The sequence below is a fragment of the Sorangium sp. So ce375 genome (assembly GCF_051473855.1).
Lineage (GTDB): Bacteria > Myxococcota_A > Polyangia > Polyangiales > Polyangiaceae > Sorangium.
Window position 1 is genome coordinate 2,474,803 of sequence record NZ_CP150335.1, and the last position, 18,432, is coordinate 2,493,234.

Below are 18,432 nucleotides of genomic sequence, written 5' to 3' on the forward strand. Positions count from 1 at the left end.
TACAAAGCCGAAAGGTCCGCCGGAGAACCTCTCCGCCGGACCAGTCGGGGCGAGTGGATTCGAACCACCGACCCCTTGACCCCCAGTCAAGTGCGCTAACCAGGCTGCGCTACGCCCCGAGCCACTCCGCTGCTTCGTTTCGCTGCGGAGCGAGGGCGCACCGTAGTCGAAGCCTTGGGAATTGCAAGGGCATCGCGACGCGGATCGTACACCCGCTCCGGACGGGGCCTTCGGCGCTGGCTGCAGCCGGGCGCTGAGTACGGAGGGCTCGGCGAGGATGCCTTGTCCCTCAGCGCGCGTCAGCGCGCGTCAGCGAAAGATTGCGGGCGCGCGATCCGAGCGGCGCGATCGGACGCTGCGGAGCGCGGCTGCGAGGCTCCGCGCGGTGCCGTCCGCGACGAGGATGCCATCGTCGCTCCTGGACCACGCGACCACATCGCCCGCGTCGCATGCGATGACGGGCACGCCGAGCGCGCGCGCCTCGCGGATCACCGTGGGGGCGGCCTCGTGTGATGACGGGTGCAGCAGCACGTCGGCTGCGCCGATCCATGCGAGCGCCTCCCTTCGCGGGAGCGCGCCCGTGAAGCGCACCGCCGCGCGGCCCTCGCTCGTCGCGGCGATGCCCGCGCCGCCCGCGGCGGGCGAGCTCTCTGCAGCGAGGCCGGTGCGGCGCGCGAGGCGCTCGAGCGCGGCGCGCTCCGGACCGTCTCCGACGACGACCAGGCGCAACCCGGGGCCCGCCGCGCGCGCAGCCTCGATCGCGAGCTCGACCCGCTTCGTCGCGATCAGCCGGCACACCACGACGGCGAGGCGCTCGCCGGGGCTCTGAACGATCTCGCCCCGGAGCGCGGCCGCGCGCCCAGCGACCGGCGGCAGATCGATCGCGGAGGGCTCGACGCGAGAGGCGAGCTCCAGCGCGCGAGCCTGCTCCGGAGCGAGCGAGCCCGCGAGCGCGTCGCGCAGCGCGCGCGCGACGAAGACAAAGCGCGCGTCGCGCCGGAGGAGCGCGCTCACCACCGCCGCGCGCGCCGCGCGAGGCGCGCGGAGCAGGAGCCGGACGTCGGCGCCGTGCGCGTGCACCTCGAGCGGCGTCCGCGGCAGCGCGGACAGCAGCGGCCACGCGCACGGGATGATCCAGTGCGCCACCGCGCGATCGACCGGCCCGACCTCACGGAGCCGCTCGAACACGGCGGCCGCGAACGGCGCCGCGGAGAGCAGCCGGAGCGGCGACTCGCGCGCGCGCGCCACCGCGCCTGGCCACGCGAACAGCGCGCCGCCGCCTGCTCGATGGACGACGAGCCGGCCGTCCCGAGAAGGTGGATCGAGGACCGATCCCCCGGCCGCGATCACGTGGACCTCGACGCCGCGCTGCGCGAGCGCCTCCGCCGACGAACGCACGAAATGGCCGGAAGGATCCTCGTCGCTGGCCGGATAGGACGTCGTGACCACCACGGCGCGCATCGGGACCTCACAACCCAGGACGCTGCGCGAGCGCCGCCTTCACGTCGCTCGGACGCGCGGGCGTGATCGCGCCACCCCGGGGCGACAGGTGGAGAAGACAAAATGACAAGACGCAGAGCACGCCGCGGACGCTCGCATCAAGCGTCCGTGTGCGTCTTCTGCGTCTTGGCCCGCTGCTCTTGCGCGAGGGGCGGTCGTTCTATGCGACCATGTCCATCTTGGACCGCTTCCGGCGGCGGCGAGCGGCCTCCGAGGCCTTCTTCCGTCGCTTCACGGACGGCTTCATGTAGTGCCGACGCCGCTTCAGCTCGCGGAGGATCCCCTCGGCGGCCATCTTCCTCTTCAGATGTTTGATGGCGCGCTCGATACCCTTGTCGCCCACGGCGACCTCGAGCGGTTTGCACTGAATGGCGTCTGTCGGCATGTCTCGAAGCGTCCTCTGCTGGGAAAAAAAACTGGCCCAGTTGGCGGGCTGCATGCAATCCGGCGGGCGCCGGCATCGCGGGGCGCGCACTATGGCAGAGGCCCTCTAGCCTAGCAAGAGCCATCCCGGCAGCCGTGGAGCATAGCGTCGTGGCGCGTCAGCCGGGCTCATCGACCATCCACATGATGTTCCGCACGTCCGCGCGGCACATCCGCAGGGTGCGTCCGGCTGATTTGGATTCCTCAGAATTGCCCGAGTTGCCCCGGATTTCTCGGGCTGCCGCCGGTGATTATTAGGACTTGCAATTGAGAAACTTTCTAAGTACATCTCTCGCCGTGGGGACCTCGCGGATACCTGCGGCAAAGGGGGCTGCGCCCCGCGATGCCCGGGGGCGCGCGGTAGGCTTCGATCGCGAGGGGGGCGCGGAGGATGCTCGGGTCGCCTCCATGCTGGCGTGCGTGCGCGCCTCGGGGCTCAAGCTGACGCCGCAGCGCCTGGCGATCGTGCGCGAGCTCGCGGCCGATCCGACGCATCCCACGGCGCAGGAGCTGTTCGAGCGGCTCCGGCCGGCGCTGCCGACGATGAGCTTCGCCACGGTCTACAACACGCTCGATGCGCTGGCGTCCGCGGGGCTGTGCGTGGCGCTGTCGCTGTCGCCGGGCGCCTCGCGCTTCGACCCGAACATGGCGGCGCACCACCACGCGGTCTGCGATCGCTGCGGGCTCGTCCGCGACGTCCCGTGCGAGCCGCCCGGCCCGTCTGCCGAGCGCTCGGGCGCGATGGTCCCCGCGCCCCTCGCGGCCGCGCCCGGCTTCGAGGTCCGCGCCGTCGAGCGGATCTACCGCGGGCTCTGCGCCGCCTGCGCGAAGGGCAGCCACGGGGACGAAGGCGCGCGAGCCAGGGCGCACGGCGCCGGGCGCGGCGCGGCGAGCAGTCGACTCCGCCCTGCAGAGGCTCGAGGAGCGCGGCGCTCCGGAGGTGTCTAGCGGATTCGCCGAGCCGCCGAGCCGACCTGCACGGGCACCAGGGACTCATCATCCCAGCCGTTCAACCGAAGGAGAGCGAACCCATGACAACCAAGCAGCTGACGGGCACGAAGACGCACCAGAACCTGAAGGATGCGTTCGCCGGCGAGTCGCAGGCGAACCGCCGCTACCTGTACTTCGCAAAGGTCGCGGACGTCGAAGGTCGCCCCGATGTCGCCGGTCTCTTCAAGGACACGGCGGACGGCGAGACCGGCCACGCGCACGGCCACCTCGACTACCTCAAGCAGGCGGGCGACCCGGCGACCGGCCTGCCGATCGGCAACACGGAGAAGAACCTGAAGGCCGCCGTCGCCGGCGAGACCCACGAGTACGAGACGATGTACCCGGGCTTCGCGAAGGAGGCCCGTGAAGAGGGCTTCGAGGACATCGCCGAGTGGTTCGAGACGCTCGCCAAGGCCGAGAAGTCTCACGCGGGCCGCTTCACGAAGGCCCTGCAGTCGCTCGACTTCTGAGAGCGACCGACGCGAGAGCGCGAGCGCTCCGGGGCGCGCCGAGCCGTCGGCGGCTCGACCCGGGGCGCACGCGCCATCGCGGCCAGGACCGCGGTCCGGCGCCGCGCCGCGCGGCGAGCCGGCCCTTCGCGCCGTACCCCCTGTTGACGACGTTGAGAGGAACCGACAAGTGAGCGTCATCCGGCGTGCACCACACCGTCCACCGGCGACATCGCCGAACGACGAGCGATATCTCGAACCCCGCGATCTCGAGGCAGAGCTGCGGCGGACGTTCCAGATCTGTCACGAGTGCCGCATGTGCGTCGGGTATTGCGGCTCGTTCCCCGAGCTCTTCGCGCGCGTCGACAGGGACATCGAGGCCGGCGTCGCCGAGGGCGCAGAGGCCCTCACCTACGAAGACTTCAAGGCCATCGGCGACGAGTGCTGGCAGTGCAAGCTCTGCTACATCAAGTGCCCGTACACGGCCGACGAGCACGCCTACGAGCTCGTGGATTTCCCGCGCGTGCTCGCGCGCGAGCGCGCGGTGCGCGCCCAGCGGGAGGGCATCCCGCTGGTGGACAGGATCCTCGGCGAGCCGCAGCTGATCGGCGAGCTGGGCTCCGGCGCCGTCGCGCCGCTCGCGAACCTCGTGCAGGCGAGCCGCCTGCTGCGCAAGGTGCAGGAGAAGGTGACCGGGATCTCGTCGGAGTTCCCGCTCCCGGAGATGGCGCGCAAGCCGTTCTCGTCCTGGTTCGCGGAGCACGGCGCCGCGGCCGACGCCGGCAAGCAAGGCGACGTGGTGCTCTTCGCGACCTGCTACGGCGAGTACAACACGCCCGCGGTCCCCGAGGCGGCCGTCCGCGTCCTCGAGCACAACGGCTACGCGGTGCACGTGCCAGGCTGCTCCTCGGCGGACGAGCCGCGAGGCATCCCGGCGGAAGCGCTGACGTGCTGCGGGATGCCGAACCTCGACGGCGGCGATCTCGCGGCGTTCACCGCGAAGGTGAAGCACAACGTCGCGGTCCTGCTCCCCCACGTCCGCAGGGGGAGGAAGATCGTCGTGGTCGGCCCGACGTGCGGCTACACGATGAAGAAGGAGTGGCCGGAGTACCTGCAGACGGACGAGGCGCGCGAGGTCGCGGCCGCGACGGTCGACATGATGGAGTTCCTCGTCCAGCTCGGCCGCGAGAAGAAGCTCAACCGCGAGTTCAAGAAGGGGCTCGGCACGATCGCGTACCACGCCGCGTGTCACCTGCGCGCGCAGAAGATCGGCTTCCCCGGCGCCAGGGTGCTCGGCATCGTCCCCGACACCGACGTGCGCGTCATCGAGCAGTGCTCGGCGGTCGACGGCACGTGGGGGATGAAGGCGGCCCACTACGAGACCGGCCGCAAGTACGCGTCGAAGCTCGTGCGCGGCGTCGCGGGCGCGGACGTCATCGTCAGCGACTGCACCCTCGCGGGCCTCAGGATGGTCAAGGAGAGCGGCGCGAAGGTGCTGCACCCGGTCGAGGCGCTCGCCCAGGCGTACGGGCTCGGCCCGACGTCGTAAGCCTCGGTCCGAAGTCGTCAAGGAGAGGAGCGTCATGCGTCCCATCGATCGCAACGAGGTGCTCGGGATCGGCGAATACGAGGCGATCCGCGAGCGGTTCCGCAGCCGCATCATCGAGGAGAAGCGCCCCCGCCGCGTGCGGATCGGGGACCACCTGACCGCGGTGTTCGAGAACCGCGACTCGGTGCTCTTCCAGATCCAGGAGATGCTCCGCACCGAGCGCATCACGAGCGAGAGCGGCATCCTCCACGAGATCGAGACGTACAACGATCTCATCCCCGGCGCGGGGCAGCTCAGCCTGACGCTGTTCGTCGAGATCCCCGACCGAGCGCTGCGCGACCGGATGCTCGTCGATCTCGTGGGCCTCGAGGACACCGTGTCGATCGAGATCGACGGCGTCGCCACGCGCGCGCTCGGCAAGCGGGACGGGTCGATGGAGGACCGGACGACGGCCGTTCACTACCTCAAGGCGGATCTCCCCGCCGCGGCGCAGGCCGCGATCAAGGCGAAGAAGGCGGCGGTGTCGCTCGTCGTCGGGCACCCGCGCTACGCCGTGAAGGCGCCGCTCGGGAGGGCGACCCTGGACAAGCTCGCCGAGGATCTCTCGTAGCCGCGATGGTCTGCCTCGATCGCCCGATCAAGTTCGAAGACGTCGACGCCGCGAACATCGTCTTCTTCGCGCGCTTCCTCAACTACGCGCACGAGGCGATGGAGCAATTCTTCGCGCCGCTCGAGGGAGGCTACGCCCGGCTCATCCTCGAGCGGCGGATCGGGCTGCCGGCGGTGCGGGTCGAGGCCGACTACGCGGCGCCGGTGCGTTACGGCCAGGCGCTCAGGATCGAGACGTCGGTCGTCCGTATCGGCAGGCGGAGCGCGACCCTGCGGTATCGCATGCACCGCGCCCACGACGGCGTGCTCTCGGCCGAGCTACGGCACACGGTGGTGACCACCGACCTCGTGCAGCTGGTGTCGGTCCCGATGCCGGAGGACGTCCGGGCCTTGCTCGGCGCGCACCTCGAGCCCGATCAGGCGCCTTCCAGCGCCGGTCGACGGGCGTGAGCGCGCGGCCGGCGCGCCCTCGCGCGCGGGGACGCACGCGGGCCGATCAGGAGCCGACGGGGCGATCGCTGCTGAAGCGGCGCGTCGATCTGACGCTCCTCCGCGACAGGGCGCACTACGACGCGCTCGTGATGGGCGCCGTCGCGAACGCCCGCGTCTCCGTGTGGATCGCGACGGCCAACGTGAAGGAGCTGCGCGTGGAGGCGCCCATCGGATCGAGGGCGCGGGCGCGCGGCCGGTACATGTCGTTCCTCGACCTGCTCGACGCGCTCGCCGCCCGGGGGGTCGAGCTGCGCCTGCTGCACGCCGGCGTCCCGTCGCGCGCCTTCCGCGCCGAGCTCCGCCGCCGGCCACGGCCGCCGATCGAGATGCGGCGCTGCCCGCGGGTCCACCTGAAGATGATCGCCGTCGACGGCGCGCTCCTTTACCTCGGCTCCGCGAACCTGACGGGCGCCGGGCTCGGGGCCAAGGGCGACGGGCGGCGGAATTTCGAGGCGGGCGTGCTCACCGACGACGACCTCCTGCTCGACGAGATGCAGGCGACGTTCGAGGCGATCTGGACCGGCGCCGAGTGCAAGGGCTGCAGGCTCCGGCCGCTCTGCCCGGGGCCGCTCGACCAGCTCGACAAAATCCCGTTGCGCGGACCGTCCCGATGACCGATGAGCAGCGCATGAGCACCGCGGGACCGGACCCTTCCGACCTCGATCGAATCGCCAACGCCGCGCTCGCGCGCGTGGACAGCGGGATGCTGCTCGGCCTCGGCACCGGGCGCGCATCCGAGGCCTTCCTCCGCCGCCTCGGGGAGCGCGTCCGCGGCGGGCTCCAGGTCAAGGGCGTCGCCACGTCGGAGCGCTCGGCGGCGCTCGCCCGGCGCGAGAACATCCCGATGGTGTCGCTCGAGGAGGTCGATCGCCTCGACGTCGCCGTCGACGGCGCCGACGAGGTGGCGCCCGACCTCGGCCTCATCAAGGGCCTTGGCGGCGCGCTCCTCCGCGAGCGCGTGGTGGCCTACGAGGCCGCGCAGTTCATCATCCTCGTGACCCCAGAGAAGCTCGTCGAGAAGCTCGGCTCGCGCGTGCCCATCCCGGTCGAGGTGGTCCCGTTCGCGAGCACCACGGCCGCGCGGCACCTGACCGCGCTCGGGGGCAAGCCGGCGATCCGCAAGAACGCGGAGGGGTACCCCTTCCAGACCGACAACCACAACTGGATCCTCGACACCGCGTTCGGCCCGATGGACGCGCCCGCGGAGGTCGACGCGCGCATCCGGAAGATCCCCGGCGTCGTCGACACGGGGCTGTTCCTCGGCATGGCGACCCTCGTGCTGGTGGCGGAGGCGGGGGCCGTCCGCGAGCTGAAGCGGCAGCGCTAGCGCGGCGCGCGCCCCTTCCGGGATCTCCGCCGCGCGGGGCTAGCGCGCGTGGCGATCGAGCCTGCGGGCCAGGTCGTCCAGCGCGAGGTTGCCCGGAGCGCCGAGCGACACGCGCGCGCGGAGGCTCGCCGCGGCGTCGCCGGCGGGCAGCGCCGCGATCTCGGCCGCGACCTTGCGGTAGGCCTCGCGGAACGGGACGCCCTCCACGGCGAGCTCGACGGCGCGATCCGTCGCGAAGCACTCCGGCGTGATCGCGCGGGCCATGCGCTCGCGGTCGAACGCGAGCCCCTCGACGAGCCGCGGCAGGAGGCGCGACGTCGCGAGCGCCTCGTCGAGCCCGCGCATCGTGGGGCCCTTCGTGAGCTGGAGATCGCGGTGGTAGCCCGACGGGAGCGCCACGAGGGTCTGCACCTCGGCGAGCGCCCCCTGGACGACCGAGCACGCCGCGCGCATGAGCTCGACGACGTCGGGGTTGCGCTTCTGCGGCATGATCGACGAGCCGGTCGTGAACGCCTCCGGGAGCCGGATGAACGCGAGCTCGCTCATCACGAACAGGCTGAGATCCCACGCGAGCCGGCGGCTCACGGCCATCACCTGCCACGCGGCCGCGAGGATCTGCGCCTCGATGATGCCGCGCGACGTCTGGGAAGCGAGCGGGTTCAGCGCCACGCCGGCGAAGCCGAGCTCGCGCGCGACGCCGGCGCGATCGAGCGGGAGGTTCACGCCGAAGCCCGCCGCGCCGCCGAGCGGGCAGCGATCGACGAGCGCCCGCGTCGCGCGGACGACGTCCACCGCGTCCGTGAGCCCCTCGACGAAGGAGGCGGCCCAGTAGCCGACGGACGACGGCACCGCCCGCTGCAGGTGCGTGTAGCCGGGCATCGGCGTCTCCGCCTCGCGCCTGGCGAGCTCGAGCAGCGCGCGGGCGCCGGCCGTCGCGTTCTCGGCGAGCTCGTCCAGCGCGTCGCGCTCGTACAGGCGCATCGCGACGAGCACCTGATCGTTGCGGCTGCGGCCGGTGTGCACCTTCTTGCCCGCGTCGCCGATGCGGGCGACCAGCGCGGCCTCGATCGCGCTGTGGCCGTCCTCGTCGTCCTCGGTGAGCCGCAGCTCGCCGGCCTCGTTCTGCGCTGTGAGCACCTCGAGCTCGCGGACGAGCGCGTCCCGCTCCGCCTCGCTGAGCACGCCGATCCGCGCGAGCCCGCGGACGTGCGCGATCGTCGCGCGCAGATCGTAAGCGAGCAGGCGCTGATCGAGCTGCCAGTCGTCGCGCGAGGTGTAACGCAGCATTTGGGCGTCGGTCGCGCCCCCTTTGTCCCAGAGTCGTACGCTCATTCAGCTCCCCAGGCTCTCGTCCACGAGAGCACGGATTTCGGCAAGCTTCTTGGCCTTGCCCTCGTCCAGCGATCGCGGCTTCGCCGCGCCGGCCGCGGGCGCGAGCTCTCGCTCGAGCTCGCGCAGCTCGTCGTCCGCCGTCCGCGCCGGCCGGCGCTTGCCGAGGCCGAGCGCGCGGGCCAGCCAGCTCCTCGACTCGCCGATCGCAAAGTCGTCCGCGGCGATCCGGTCCGGCGCGGCGCGCAGCATGCGGACGAGCGCGATGTTGGAGCTGGCCCAGACGGCGGACTCGTCGAAGTGGGCGCGCGGCGTCACGTCGAGGTGCCGCGCGGCGGTCCGGTCAGGCACGTCGTGCAGCCGGCAGAAGACGGCGAGCGCGAGCGCGAGCTCATCGACCGGCATCTTTGTCGCCGAGTGCACCTGCACGCCGCCGCAGCCCTTCGCGTACAGGTAGGAGCCGTTCGTCGCGAGGACGCCGAAGCCGAGCAGCACGGCGGCGAGATCCACGGCGGGCTCGCGGTCCGACGGCGCGAGCGCGTCGAAGGCGCCGGCCTCGCTCAGGAACATGAACGACACGGCGCGCACGAACGCCGTCGTGAGCACGGTGGGGTTGCGGAGCTCGCCCGCGGAGAGCGCGACCCGGTACCCGCCGTCGCCGCGCGGCGCGACGCGCTCCAGCTTCGTATCCAGCGCCATCCCGCCGCACGCGCCGCTCGAGCAGCTCACGGTGCTGGCCTGCCCCTCCGGGGTGACCACCGCGAGCTCCACCGAGAGATCCTGGAGCCCGGCGTGCTCTTGCACCCGCAGCATCAGGGCGGCCACCGTCTTCGGCGAACCGTCGAACGCGTCCGGGAAGAACTCGGCCGTCGGCTGCACCAGCCCGCGCACCGGCTCCGCGCCGTGCTGGAGGAGCGTCGCGGTCGTACGAAGGATCCAGCGGATCTGGGGTTCGTCCGGGAGGTCCATACAGCTACTGTATGCCACCGCCGCGCGCCGGTCGCGCGGTAGTTCCCGCGCAGCTACAGCAGAAGGCGGGCCGGGCGGCAACGCCTGGGTCGGGGGCGCGATTTTTGGCGTTTTTTTGTCCATGCCACTTCCTTTTCGACGGCGGTCAGCGGCCGCGTAAAGTTGTGCCCCCATGACGGAAGAGGCGAAGGACATCTCCGCGAGGAAAGCTGACCACATCGATCTGTGCGCGACCGGCGATGTCGGGTTCCACGCCAAGACCACGCTGCTGGAGCAGGTCGAGCTCATCCACGACGCGTTGCCAGAGCTCTCCCTCGACGCGATCGACACCTCGGCGCTGCTGCTCGGGAAGCGGCTCCGCGCTCCGCTCCTGATCGCGGCGATGACGGGCGGGACGGAGCGGGCGCACGCGATCAACCGGGAGCTCTCGCTGATCGCCGAGGAGCGCGGGTACGGCTTCGGGCTCGGGAGCCAGCGGGCGATGCTGAACGGCGACGCCTCCGCTACGTACGAGGTCCGACAGCACGCGCCGACGACGCTCCTCCTCGGGAACATCGGCGCCGTGCAGGCGCGATCGCTGTCGACCGAGGCGGTCGCAGAGCTCGTCGCCCAGGTCGGCGCCGACGCGCTCTGCGTCCACATGAACCCCGCGATGGAGCTGGTCCAGCCGGGCGGCGACCGAGACTTCGCCGGCGCGCTGGAGGCGATCGGCCGGCTGGCGAGCGGCCTCAGCGTGCCGGTGATCGCGAAAGAGACCGGCTGCGGGATCGGCCCGGGGACGGCGTACCGGCTGGTGCGGGCGGGCGTCCGCGACGTGGATGTCTCCGGCGCCGGAGGCACCTCCTGGGTCGCCGTCGAGGCGGCGCGCGCCGAGGGCGCGGCCCGCTCCCTCGGGGAGGCGCTGCGCGAGTGGGGCGTACCGACGGCCGCATCGGTGCTCATCGCCCGCACCATCCGTCCGCGCTTCAAGACCATCATCGCGACCGGAGGCATCACGAGCGGCCTCGACGTCGCTCGAGCGCTTGCGCTCGGCGCCCACGCGGCCGGGATCGCGCGTCCGGTCCTCCAGGCGTTCGTCTCGGGGGGACGGGACGCAGCGGTGCGGTACCTCGAGGGCGTCGAGGCGGAGCTCCGGGCGGTCATGCTGCTCGTCGGGGCGCGCGACGTCGCGTCGCTCAGGAAGACACCTGTGCTCCTTGGACGGGAGCTGCGACGGTGGACCAAGCTGCTGAAGCAGATGGAGAGGGCGTAGTCGTGGCGGTGGGGGTAACGGGGGTAGGGGGGCCGAGAAGGCGGGATCCGGTCCCCGGGGTAGGGCCAGCGGGCCCGATCCGACGTTGTTGGCGGGGGCTGCGAGGCGCCAAGCGGTCGCTGTCCTTGGCGGGGGCGGCGGTGGTGGCCCGGGCGCCTCTGGCCCGCGCTCGGCGCTTCCGTCCGGTCAGCCCCGCATGATACGGTCCGAAGCTCTGGAGAACCCCGGGATAAAATGACGGAGAAAAAAGGGCGTCCGAGCGATCGTCCCCCCGAGGACCTGAAGAAGGAGCGCGATGCCTTCATTCAGCAGTTCTTCCGCAAGGGGGCGCAGCTGACCGAGGAGCTCCTCCGCGAGAACGAGCGCCTTCGTGACAAGATCACCGAGCTCGAGTCGGAGAACGGCAAGCTCCGCGCGCACCTCGCGAGCGACTCGGCCATCCGCGATCTGCTCCGCAAGATCGAGGAGCTCGAGCAGGAGAAACGCGACCTCGTGACGCAGTCGGTGCGGATGGTGGCGGCCTCGGACCGCTTCAACAGCCGCTACTCGGAGGCGGAGGGGGAGCTCGCGAACCTCGCGAACCTGTACGTCGCGCTGTCGCAGCTGCACGCGGCGCGCAACGTGCGCCATGTCCTCCGCAACCTGAAGGAGCTCCTGGCGCAGTTCCTCGGGGCGGGCGCCTTCTCCGTGTACCTGGCGTCTCCCGATGGTAAGGAGCTCGTCTCGATCGCGAGCGAAGGCGTCGCGGTCGAGGAGATCGCTCGCATGCCGGTGACCGAAGGCGTCGTCGGCCAGGCATTCTCGAAGGGGGAAATCTTCTTCGACGAGACCAAGGACGTCTCCAAGGGGAGCATCGAGGATCCCGCTGCAGTGATCCCGCTCGATTTCAACGGGCGCACCGTGGGTGTCATCGCGATCTTCAGCACGCTCCCGCAAAAGACGGAGTTCGTGAACGTGGACACCGAGCTCTTCAAGCTCCTCGGGGCCCAGGCCGCCCCCGCCCTCATCAACGCGCGGCTCTTCACCGACGCCGGCCGGAAGGTGCCTGGCGTCCAGGCATTCCTGGACCTGGAGGACTGATCATGGCCGAGTACTCGTGTCTGATCGTTGAAGACTCGCCCATGATGCGGCAGCTCTTGGTCTTCGCGCTGGCGCGCGTGAAGAACCTCCGCGTCACCGAGGCAGACGATGGCGTCGACGGTCTCCGCAAGCTCGCCTCGACCAAGTACGACGTGATCATCACGGACATCAACATGCCGATCATGGACGGGCTCAAGCTCGTCAAGCGCGTGCGCACGGATCCGGTCCACAAGGACACCCCGATCATCATCATCACCACCGAGGGGTCTCAGGAGGATCGTCAGCGCGCGTTGCAGCTCGGCGCGAACGCGTACATCACGAAGCCCATCCAGGCGCCGCAGGTCATCGCCAAGGTCAAGGAGCTCCTCAAGATCGACTGAGGCGCGGGCCGGCGGCCGCGCCCGGTCGCCCGCGCCCAGCCGTCGCTCGGCGCCGGCGGGCGGCTCGATCGGCGCGGCGCCCAGCGCCCTGCCGCGCGGGTCGGTCCTGCGGTGATCCCGGGCTCCAGGCTCAGGTCTTCTGGCCGAACTTCAGGAGCACGCGGTTGCGGCCGGTGCGCTTCGCCTCGTAGAGCGCCTCATCGGCCGCCGCGATGAGCTGCATCCCGGTCTGCACCGAGAGCTCGGGGTGCGCCGCGACGCCGACGCTGATCGTCGTCGGCATCCGAACGCCCTCGTGCTCGAAGACCGACCCCTCGATGAGCAGGCGCAGCCGCTCGCCGAGGATGCCCGCGTTCTCGAGCCCCACGCCGCGGCACAGGATGCCGAACTCTTCACCGCCGTAGCGCGCGAACACGTCCTCGGTCCGCACCGTGTGGCTCGCGATCTTGGCGATCCTCGCAAGGACGTAGTCCCCGGCGAGGTGCCCGAAGGTGTCGTTGATCCTCTTGAAATGATCGACGTCGAACATGAGCAGCGACAGGTTCGCGCCGTGCCGCCGCGCATACGAGACCTCGGTCTCGAGCCGATCCAGGAAGTACTTCTTGTTGAAGGCCTTCGTGAGGGCGTCGCGCAGCGCGGCGTCGTACATCTGCTGCTGAAACGACTCATCCAGGTGGTCGTGGTAGGTGAACTTGAGGATGGTCGTCGAGCCCAGGCGGATCTTGTCGCCGTCGTGCAGGGCGACGCGCGTCACGTGCTCGCCGTTCACCATCGTCCCGTTCGAGCTGTTGAGATCCTCGATCAGCACCTGGCTGTCCATCTGGAGGAGGCGCGCGTGGCGCCTCGAGATGCCGTCGTCGTTCAGCCGGATGGTCGCCCCGGATGCCCGGCCGATCACGATCTCGGCGCCCTCGACCCGGTACATCTCGCCCACGTTCGAGCCAGCGAGCACGATGAGGTAGGCGCGGTCCTTCGGCGAGCGCGCCGGGATCTCCTTGTGGAGCTCCCCAACGTTGGCCACCCGCGTGGCCTCGAAGTCATCGTCGGGGAGGTAGCTGCCCATGCTCCCTGAGGATGATCCTAAATCCTTGAAATAGGTTCAAGCGGGAGGGCATGGCACAGGCGATGTTCCTTGTCGGGTAGGGTGCGTGACGGATCCACGCGCGCGCCTTCCATGTGGTTTACGTGGTCCACGTGGTCCACGTCTCCCGCCTCTCCCACGGCCTGCGCGTCGCTCCCGACGGAGCGCTCCCGCGCACCTGCTCACCTGCGCGCTTACGCGGCCCTGCCGAGCGGCACCACGAGCTGCTCGACCCAGAGCTCGCCCGCTCGGAGCTCGATGAACGTCGCGTCGGCGTGCCCCGCGCCATACGCGGAGACGGCCTCGCTCCGCACAAGCTCGCCGGGAGGGCGCGCACCGACGCGCACGCGATCCACGTCGCCCCGTATCGAGCACGGCGCTTCACCCACCGAGCCGACGTTGATGACGCGCACGCCGCCCACCATCCGATCGAACGGGACGTGGGAGCCGCCACAGATCACGACGTCCGCCGGATCGTCGCCGAGCAGGGAGAGCACCTCCTCGTCCGTCATGTCGTGAGTGATCGGCTCGAGCGGATCCGCAGGGGAGCCATGGACGAGCACGAGCTCGCCCCCGTCCTCGAGCGGCAGGCGGAACGTCTGGGCGAGCCGCGCCAGACGCGCAAGGATCAGCTCGCCGAGCTCGGTGCGCGTCTGGGACAGGCGATCGAGCCGCGCTCGCTCGTGCTCGCTCCGCGGCCTGTACTTGTCGATGTCCAGCGTCGCCAGGGCACGATCCGATCCGCCCTGTACGCAAACTGCCTTGGCCTGCGTGAGCCGGCGCCACGTCTCCAGCGGCTTCGGGCCGGGAAAGCAGAGATCTCCGGCGACCAGCAGGTGAGTGTACCCTCGGCGCTCGGCGGTGGCCAGGACCGCGGCGAGCGCGTCGGCGTGGCCGTGAATATCCGAGACGCAGAGCAATCGCACCCGGCGAGCATAGGATCTGAGAGCGACGCCGCCAAGGCGCGAGGTGGGGCCCGGTCGCGATAAACCGGCGGTCGGGCCCTGCGGAACCGCCGTTCACGCCCCTACGGTCTTGCTAGCCTCGCGCCATGCAACAGGTCTCGAAGCTGCTGGAGATCGCGAGCGCGATCGATGAGCAACGCGTGAAGGACCGCACGGCGCGGCTGTCGCCTCGCCTGCGTCCCGGGACGATGCCCTTCGCCATCGCGGCGCTCCTCACCGCCGCCTACCCCGCGATCGGGGCGATCATCGAGGCAAATCCGGACATCGCGGAGCGGCTCGCGGCGGAAGGCCACCAGACGGCCCGCGATCGTGCCACGTACCTTTCGCGGATCCGGAGCCGCGTCGGCGACGTCTCGGACACGGACCGCGTCCGGCGGGAGCTCCGGCGCGTGGCGCGCGAGGAGCGGATCCGCATCGCGCTGCGCGAGCTGCTCCCGCCGTCGGCTGGCGGCGCGGACATCGACGTCACCGCCCGCGAGCTCACCGCGCTCGCCGAGGCCACGATCGAGGTCGCGCTCGCCGAGGCCGTCTCCGCCGTGACCGCGCGGTTCGGAGAGCCGCGCACCGCGACGGGCGCGCGCTCGAAGTTCGTCGTGCTCGGGATGGGGAAGCTCGGCGGCGACGAGCTCAACGCGGGCTCCGACGTGGATCTGATCTACCTGTACGATACGGACGATGGCCAGGTGGGCCTGCCCGGCGACCGCGCCGTCTCGGTCACCCTGCACGACTTCTGGGCCCGCGTCGCGCGTCGCCTGACGTCGACGCTCGAGGAGGTCACGGAGGACGGCTTCGTCTGGCGCGTGGATCTCCGGCTCCGCCCCGAGGGCCGGAGCGGCCCGATCGTCAACTCCCTGGCCGCCGCCGAGCGCTACTACGAGTCGTTCGGCCGCCTCTGGGAGCGCGCCGCGCTGCTCCGCGCCCGCGAGATCGCCGGCGATCTCGACTTCGGCGCCGAGGCGCTCGGGGTGCTCGGCCCCTTCGTGTGGCGGCGCCAGGTCGATCCGCAGCTCGCCGTCGACATGATCGAGCTCGTCGAGCGCGCTCGCGCGGAGCTCCCGCACGACGCGTCGCGCGACCTGAAGCTCGGCCCGGGCGGGATCCGCGAGGCGGAGTTCTTCGTGCAATCCCTGCAGCTCATCTGGGGCGGGCGTGAGCCCCGCGCGCGAGCGCAAGGCATGCTCGACGGCCTGCGGCGCCTGCGCACCCTCGGGTACGTGACCGACCGGGAGGGCCGAGAGCTCGTGGAGGGCTACCTCGCGCTCCGGCGCGCGGAGCACGCCGTGCAGTCCGCGACCGGCGTGCAGACGCACCTGCTCCCCGACGGCGAGGCCGAGATCGAGCGCCTCGCCCGGACGCTGCGCTTCGAGGACGCCGCGGCGTTCCTGGCCGATACCGCGCAGCGCCGGGGCCGTATCAAGGCCCGGCTCCTGTCGCTCCTGCCGAAGGGGAGCGCCAGGCCGTCGCGGTGGATCGACGCGATGGCCGCGCTCGACAGCGGCGATCGCGGCGCGTTCGCCGAGGCGCTGGCGAAGCACGCGGTGCTCGTCCTCAGCGGCCCCGGGGGCGACCCCGCGGCCGCCGCCTCCGGCGCCGCGCCCGAGCAGGCCGCGCCGCCGGAGCCGCACGCCTCGCTGACGGCGCGCTTCCGCGACGTCGCCGAGGATCTCTTCGAGCTCTCGCGCCACCCGGACGGCCTGCTCGGCGCGCGGAGCCGGGAGGCGTCGTCGTCGCTCGCCGAGACGCTGCTCGCCGCGGTCGTCGACGCCGCCGATCCGGAGCAGGCCGCGCGCTTCCTCCGGCTGTGCTTCTCCCGCATCAGGCACTCCTCCGTGTACGCGCGCATGCTCGGCGACGATCCGCGCGCGCTCCGCAGGCTCGTCGAGGCGCTCGGGTCGAGCGCGTTCATCGGCGACGCCATGGTGAGGTACCCGGAGCTGGTCGACGCCGTGCTGTTCGCGCGCGGCGCGCCGAGCGCCGAGCTGATCAGGCACACGATCGAGGCGAGCCTCAGCGAGGCGTCGCCCGACGAGGACCCGGAGGAGGCGCTCATCGCGGCGCTCCGGCGCGCCAAGGCGCGCGTCACCATCGAGGTCGGCCTCGCCGACCTGAGCGGCGAGGTCGGCACCCGCGAGGCGACGCTCGCGCTCTCGGATCTGGCCGACGCGTCGCTCGAGGCCGCGACGCGCTTCGCGCTGGGGACGCCGGCGGGCGAGCCCGTGCGAGGGCTCGCCGTGATCGCGATGGGCAAGCTCGGCGGCCGCGAGATCGGCTACGGCTCGGATCTGGACGTCTTCTTCCTGTTCGACCCGGCGTGCGCGCCGCCCGGCGCGCACGGGGCGGATCCCGGCACCTACTATGCGCGGCGCGCACGGCAGATCATCCGGCTCATCTCCATGTCGCACGCCGCCGGCCCGGGCTACGAGCTCGACACGCGCCTGCGCCCGTCGGGCAGCCAGGGGCTGCTCGTCACGTCGGTCGACTCGTTCGCCCGATACCACGGCATCCGCCACGGGGATGCGGCGTCCCCGGCGCCCGCAGAGCCGGAGTCGTCGCCCGGAGCGCGGCACATGCGCGCGGCGATCTGGGAGCGGCTCGCGCTGATCCGGGCGCGCGCGTCGGCCGGAGATCCGGAGCTCGGCGCGGAGGCGATCGCGATCGCGCACGAGGCCGCGTACCTCCAGGCAGACGACTTCGATCGGATCGCCGAGGAGATCCACCGGCTCCGGCTGCGCATGGAGAGCGAGCTCTCGCACGAGCGCCGCGGCCGCCGCGACTTCAAGCTCGGGCGGGGCGGGCTCGCGGACATCGAGTTCTCGGTGCAGCTCCTGCAAATCCGCCATGGCGCCGATCCGCGCGTCCGGACCACGGAGACGCTCGCGGCGATCGACGCGCTCGCCGCGGCCGGGTACCTCTCGGCCGAGCACGCCGAGACGTTCCGGGACGGCCATGCGTTCCTGCGCAAGCTGGAGCAGCGGATCCGCATCGTGCACGCGGACGCCTCGCAGCTCCTCGAGGAGGACGCGCCCGGGGTCCCGCTCCTCGCGCGGCGGACGGGCATCCGGGGCCGCACCGCGGCCGAGGCCGCGCGCGAGCTGCTCGCGCGTTACGGCGCGATCACCGAGCGCGTCCGCCGGGCGTACGAGGCCATCGTCGCGGGGAGCGCGGCGCCGGGCGCTGCGCCTCCGAGGGAGGCGAGCGAGGCGCGAGAGGCGAGCACGGTGAGCGCGGGGGGCAACGCGCGCTGACGGTTGCCGTTGACCCTTGTCGGACGCGGTGGAATGCCTGGCGTTCCGATGACCACCCAGAGCGAGCAGAGCGCACGCCCGTCCGCCGGGCACAGTCATGTCACCGAGACGACCTCCCTCGATAGCCTCGTCGGCGCGCACCCGCGTGCGCTGAGGCAGTTCTACGAGGCAGGGAGGCCGGCGGATCCGGCGGAGCTCGGCGATGTGCCGCGGGGGCGCGTGCTCGCCCTGGAGCCGACGGCCGGCGTCCACCTGGCGACGCGCCCGCTGATCACGGCGCTCGCGTCGCGCTGGCTGCCCTGGAAAGGCAGCGAGTTCGACCATGGCGGCAACTCCGGCACGAACGTGGTCTTCGGGAGCCGCGTGTGCCGCTTCAAGGCGCAGCTGATTGCCTCGGAGCTCGACGGCAAGCCGACACTCGCGCTGACGTATGGCGAGAAGGCATTCGGAAATCCCTGGCCCGTGAGCGCGATCAAGGACGAGCTGCGGACCGTGGAGCCCGGGCTCGCGATCGGCCCGGTGCTGCTGAAGTGGCACGAGCGGTGGCACGCCGTGCTCTGGTTCGGGCTGACCCGCGTCGATCCGCGGTAATCCGCCCGGGCTCCGGGGAGCCGGAGGTGCGCGACGCGATCGTCGCGCGACCGCGCTGGCCGCGCGATTGCGCCGAGCCGATGCGCGACGCGCCCGTCACGAATCATCGATCCGCCAATCTGTCTGTCATTGCATCACGCACCATGTCGCAGGCGCGGAGATCCACTGTTCGGTCCGTCTGGCCGTGCCACGCGCTTGTCC

The 18,432-nt window shown here is 71.6% G+C and carries 18 protein-coding genes and 1 tRNA gene; 12 read left to right on the plus strand and 7 right to left on the minus strand.

Annotated elements, in window-relative coordinates; all coding sequences use genetic code 11:
* Window positions 1-44: 44 nt before the first annotated feature.
* The 3 genes from WME90_RS09485 to rpsU form a co-directional block, all read right to left on the minus strand.
* Window positions 45-119, minus strand: a tRNA-Pro gene (locus tag WME90_RS09485).
* Between the two features lie 190 nt (window positions 120-309).
* Window positions 310-1,461, minus strand: a complete 1,152-nt coding sequence (locus WME90_RS09490; protein ID WP_437280762.1) for a glycosyltransferase — start codon at window positions 1,459-1,461, stop codon at window positions 310-312.
* Between the two features lie 199 nt (window positions 1,462-1,660).
* The gene (gene rpsU, locus WME90_RS09495) at window positions 1,661-1,885 is read right to left on the minus strand and encodes a 30S ribosomal protein S21 (protein WP_012234386.1); all 225 of its coding nucleotides are present in this window, start codon (window positions 1,883-1,885) and stop codon (window positions 1,661-1,663) included.
* 446 nt (window positions 1,886-2,331) lie between these two features.
* On the opposite strand from rpsU, the gene WME90_RS09500 reads away from it, so the two are divergent.
* The 7 genes from WME90_RS09500 to rpiA all read left to right on the plus strand — a co-directional run bounded on the left by WME90_RS09500 (window position 2,332) and on the right by rpiA (window position 7,339).
* Window positions 2,332-2,871 carry a Fur family transcriptional regulator gene (locus tag WME90_RS09500; RefSeq protein WP_437280763.1) on the plus strand — a complete coding sequence of 180 codons (540 nt, stop codon included), beginning with the start codon at window positions 2,332-2,334 and terminating at the stop codon, window positions 2,869-2,871.
* A gap of 83 nt (window positions 2,872-2,954) precedes the next feature.
* Window positions 2,955-3,383, plus strand: coding sequence for a rubrerythrin family protein (locus tag WME90_RS09505; protein ID WP_437280764.1), 429 nt, complete (start codon window positions 2,955-2,957; stop codon window positions 3,381-3,383).
* 295 nt (window positions 3,384-3,678) lie between these two features.
* Window positions 3,679-4,911 carry a heterodisulfide reductase-related iron-sulfur binding cluster gene (locus tag WME90_RS09510; protein WP_437280765.1) on the plus strand — a complete coding sequence of 411 codons (1,233 nt, stop codon included), beginning with the start codon at window positions 3,679-3,681 and terminating at the stop codon, window positions 4,909-4,911.
* Window positions 4,912-4,945: 34 nt separating this feature from the next.
* Entirely contained in the window at window positions 4,946-5,521 is a 576-nt protein-coding gene (locus tag WME90_RS09515) for a DUF3501 family protein (RefSeq protein WP_437280766.1), read from the plus strand.
* A gap of 5 nt (window positions 5,522-5,526) precedes the next feature.
* A complete protein-coding gene (locus WME90_RS09520) occupies window positions 5,527-5,970 on the plus strand; it encodes an acyl-CoA thioesterase (RefSeq protein WP_437280767.1) in 444 nt (147 codons plus the stop codon).
* Window positions 5,967-6,626, plus strand: a complete 660-nt coding sequence (locus WME90_RS09525; protein WP_437280768.1) for a phospholipase D family protein — start codon at window positions 5,967-5,969, stop codon at window positions 6,624-6,626. The genes WME90_RS09520 and WME90_RS09525 overlap by 4 nt, the downstream gene beginning before the upstream one ends.
* Window positions 6,627-6,640: 14 nt before the next feature.
* Window positions 6,641-7,339, plus strand: a complete 699-nt coding sequence (gene rpiA / locus WME90_RS09530; RefSeq protein ID WP_437280769.1) for a ribose-5-phosphate isomerase RpiA — start codon at window positions 6,641-6,643, stop codon at window positions 7,337-7,339.
* A 39-nt stretch (window positions 7,340-7,378) separates the two neighbouring features.
* Here the strand turns inward: rpiA and argH are convergent, their stop codons facing one another.
* Window positions 7,379-8,671 (minus strand): argininosuccinate lyase, encoded by a 1,293-nt coding sequence (gene argH / locus WME90_RS09535; RefSeq protein WP_437280770.1) that lies wholly within the window; start codon window positions 8,669-8,671, stop codon window positions 7,379-7,381.
* Entirely contained in the window at window positions 8,672-9,637 is a 966-nt protein-coding gene (locus WME90_RS09540; RefSeq protein ID WP_437280771.1) for a hypothetical protein, read from the minus strand.
* 172 nt (window positions 9,638-9,809) lie between these two features.
* On the opposite strand from WME90_RS09540, the gene fni reads away from it, so the two are divergent.
* From fni to WME90_RS09555, 3 genes are all read left to right on the plus strand, one after another.
* Window positions 9,810-10,889, plus strand: a complete 1,080-nt coding sequence (fni, locus tag WME90_RS09545) for a type 2 isopentenyl-diphosphate Delta-isomerase (protein WP_437280772.1) — start codon at window positions 9,810-9,812, stop codon at window positions 10,887-10,889.
* Between the two features lie 234 nt (window positions 10,890-11,123).
* On the plus strand, window positions 11,124-11,969 hold the full coding sequence (locus tag WME90_RS09550) for a GAF domain-containing protein (RefSeq protein ID WP_436604990.1): 846 nt from the start codon (window positions 11,124-11,126) through the stop codon (window positions 11,967-11,969).
* A gap of 2 nt (window positions 11,970-11,971) precedes the next feature.
* Window positions 11,972-12,349 (plus strand): response regulator, encoded by a 378-nt coding sequence (locus WME90_RS09555; RefSeq protein ID WP_012234398.1) that lies wholly within the window; start codon window positions 11,972-11,974, stop codon window positions 12,347-12,349.
* Window positions 12,350-12,479: 130 nt separating this feature from the next.
* On the opposite strand, the gene WME90_RS09560 is transcribed toward WME90_RS09555, so the two are convergent.
* Window positions 12,480-13,412 carry a diguanylate cyclase gene (locus WME90_RS09560; RefSeq protein WP_437280773.1) on the minus strand — a complete coding sequence of 311 codons (933 nt, stop codon included), beginning with the start codon at window positions 13,410-13,412 and terminating at the stop codon, window positions 12,480-12,482.
* Between the two features lie 212 nt (window positions 13,413-13,624).
* A complete protein-coding gene (locus WME90_RS09565; protein WP_437280774.1) occupies window positions 13,625-14,356 on the minus strand; it encodes a metallophosphoesterase family protein in 732 nt (243 codons plus the stop codon).
* Between the two features lie 125 nt (window positions 14,357-14,481).
* Between WME90_RS09565 and glnE the strand changes: the two genes are divergently transcribed.
* Together glnE and WME90_RS09575 are read left to right on the plus strand one after the other, a co-directional pair.
* Complete coding sequence (gene glnE, locus WME90_RS09570) at window positions 14,482-17,640, plus strand: bifunctional [glutamate--ammonia ligase]-adenylyl-L-tyrosine phosphorylase/[glutamate--ammonia-ligase] adenylyltransferase (protein WP_437280775.1); 3,159 nt, start codon at window positions 14,482-14,484, stop codon at window positions 17,638-17,640.
* Window positions 17,641-17,688: 48 nt separating this feature from the next.
* Entirely contained in the window at window positions 17,689-18,231 is a 543-nt protein-coding gene (locus tag WME90_RS09575) for a hypothetical protein (protein ID WP_437280776.1), read from the plus strand.
* The last annotated feature ends 201 nt before the right edge of the window (window positions 18,232-18,432 follow it).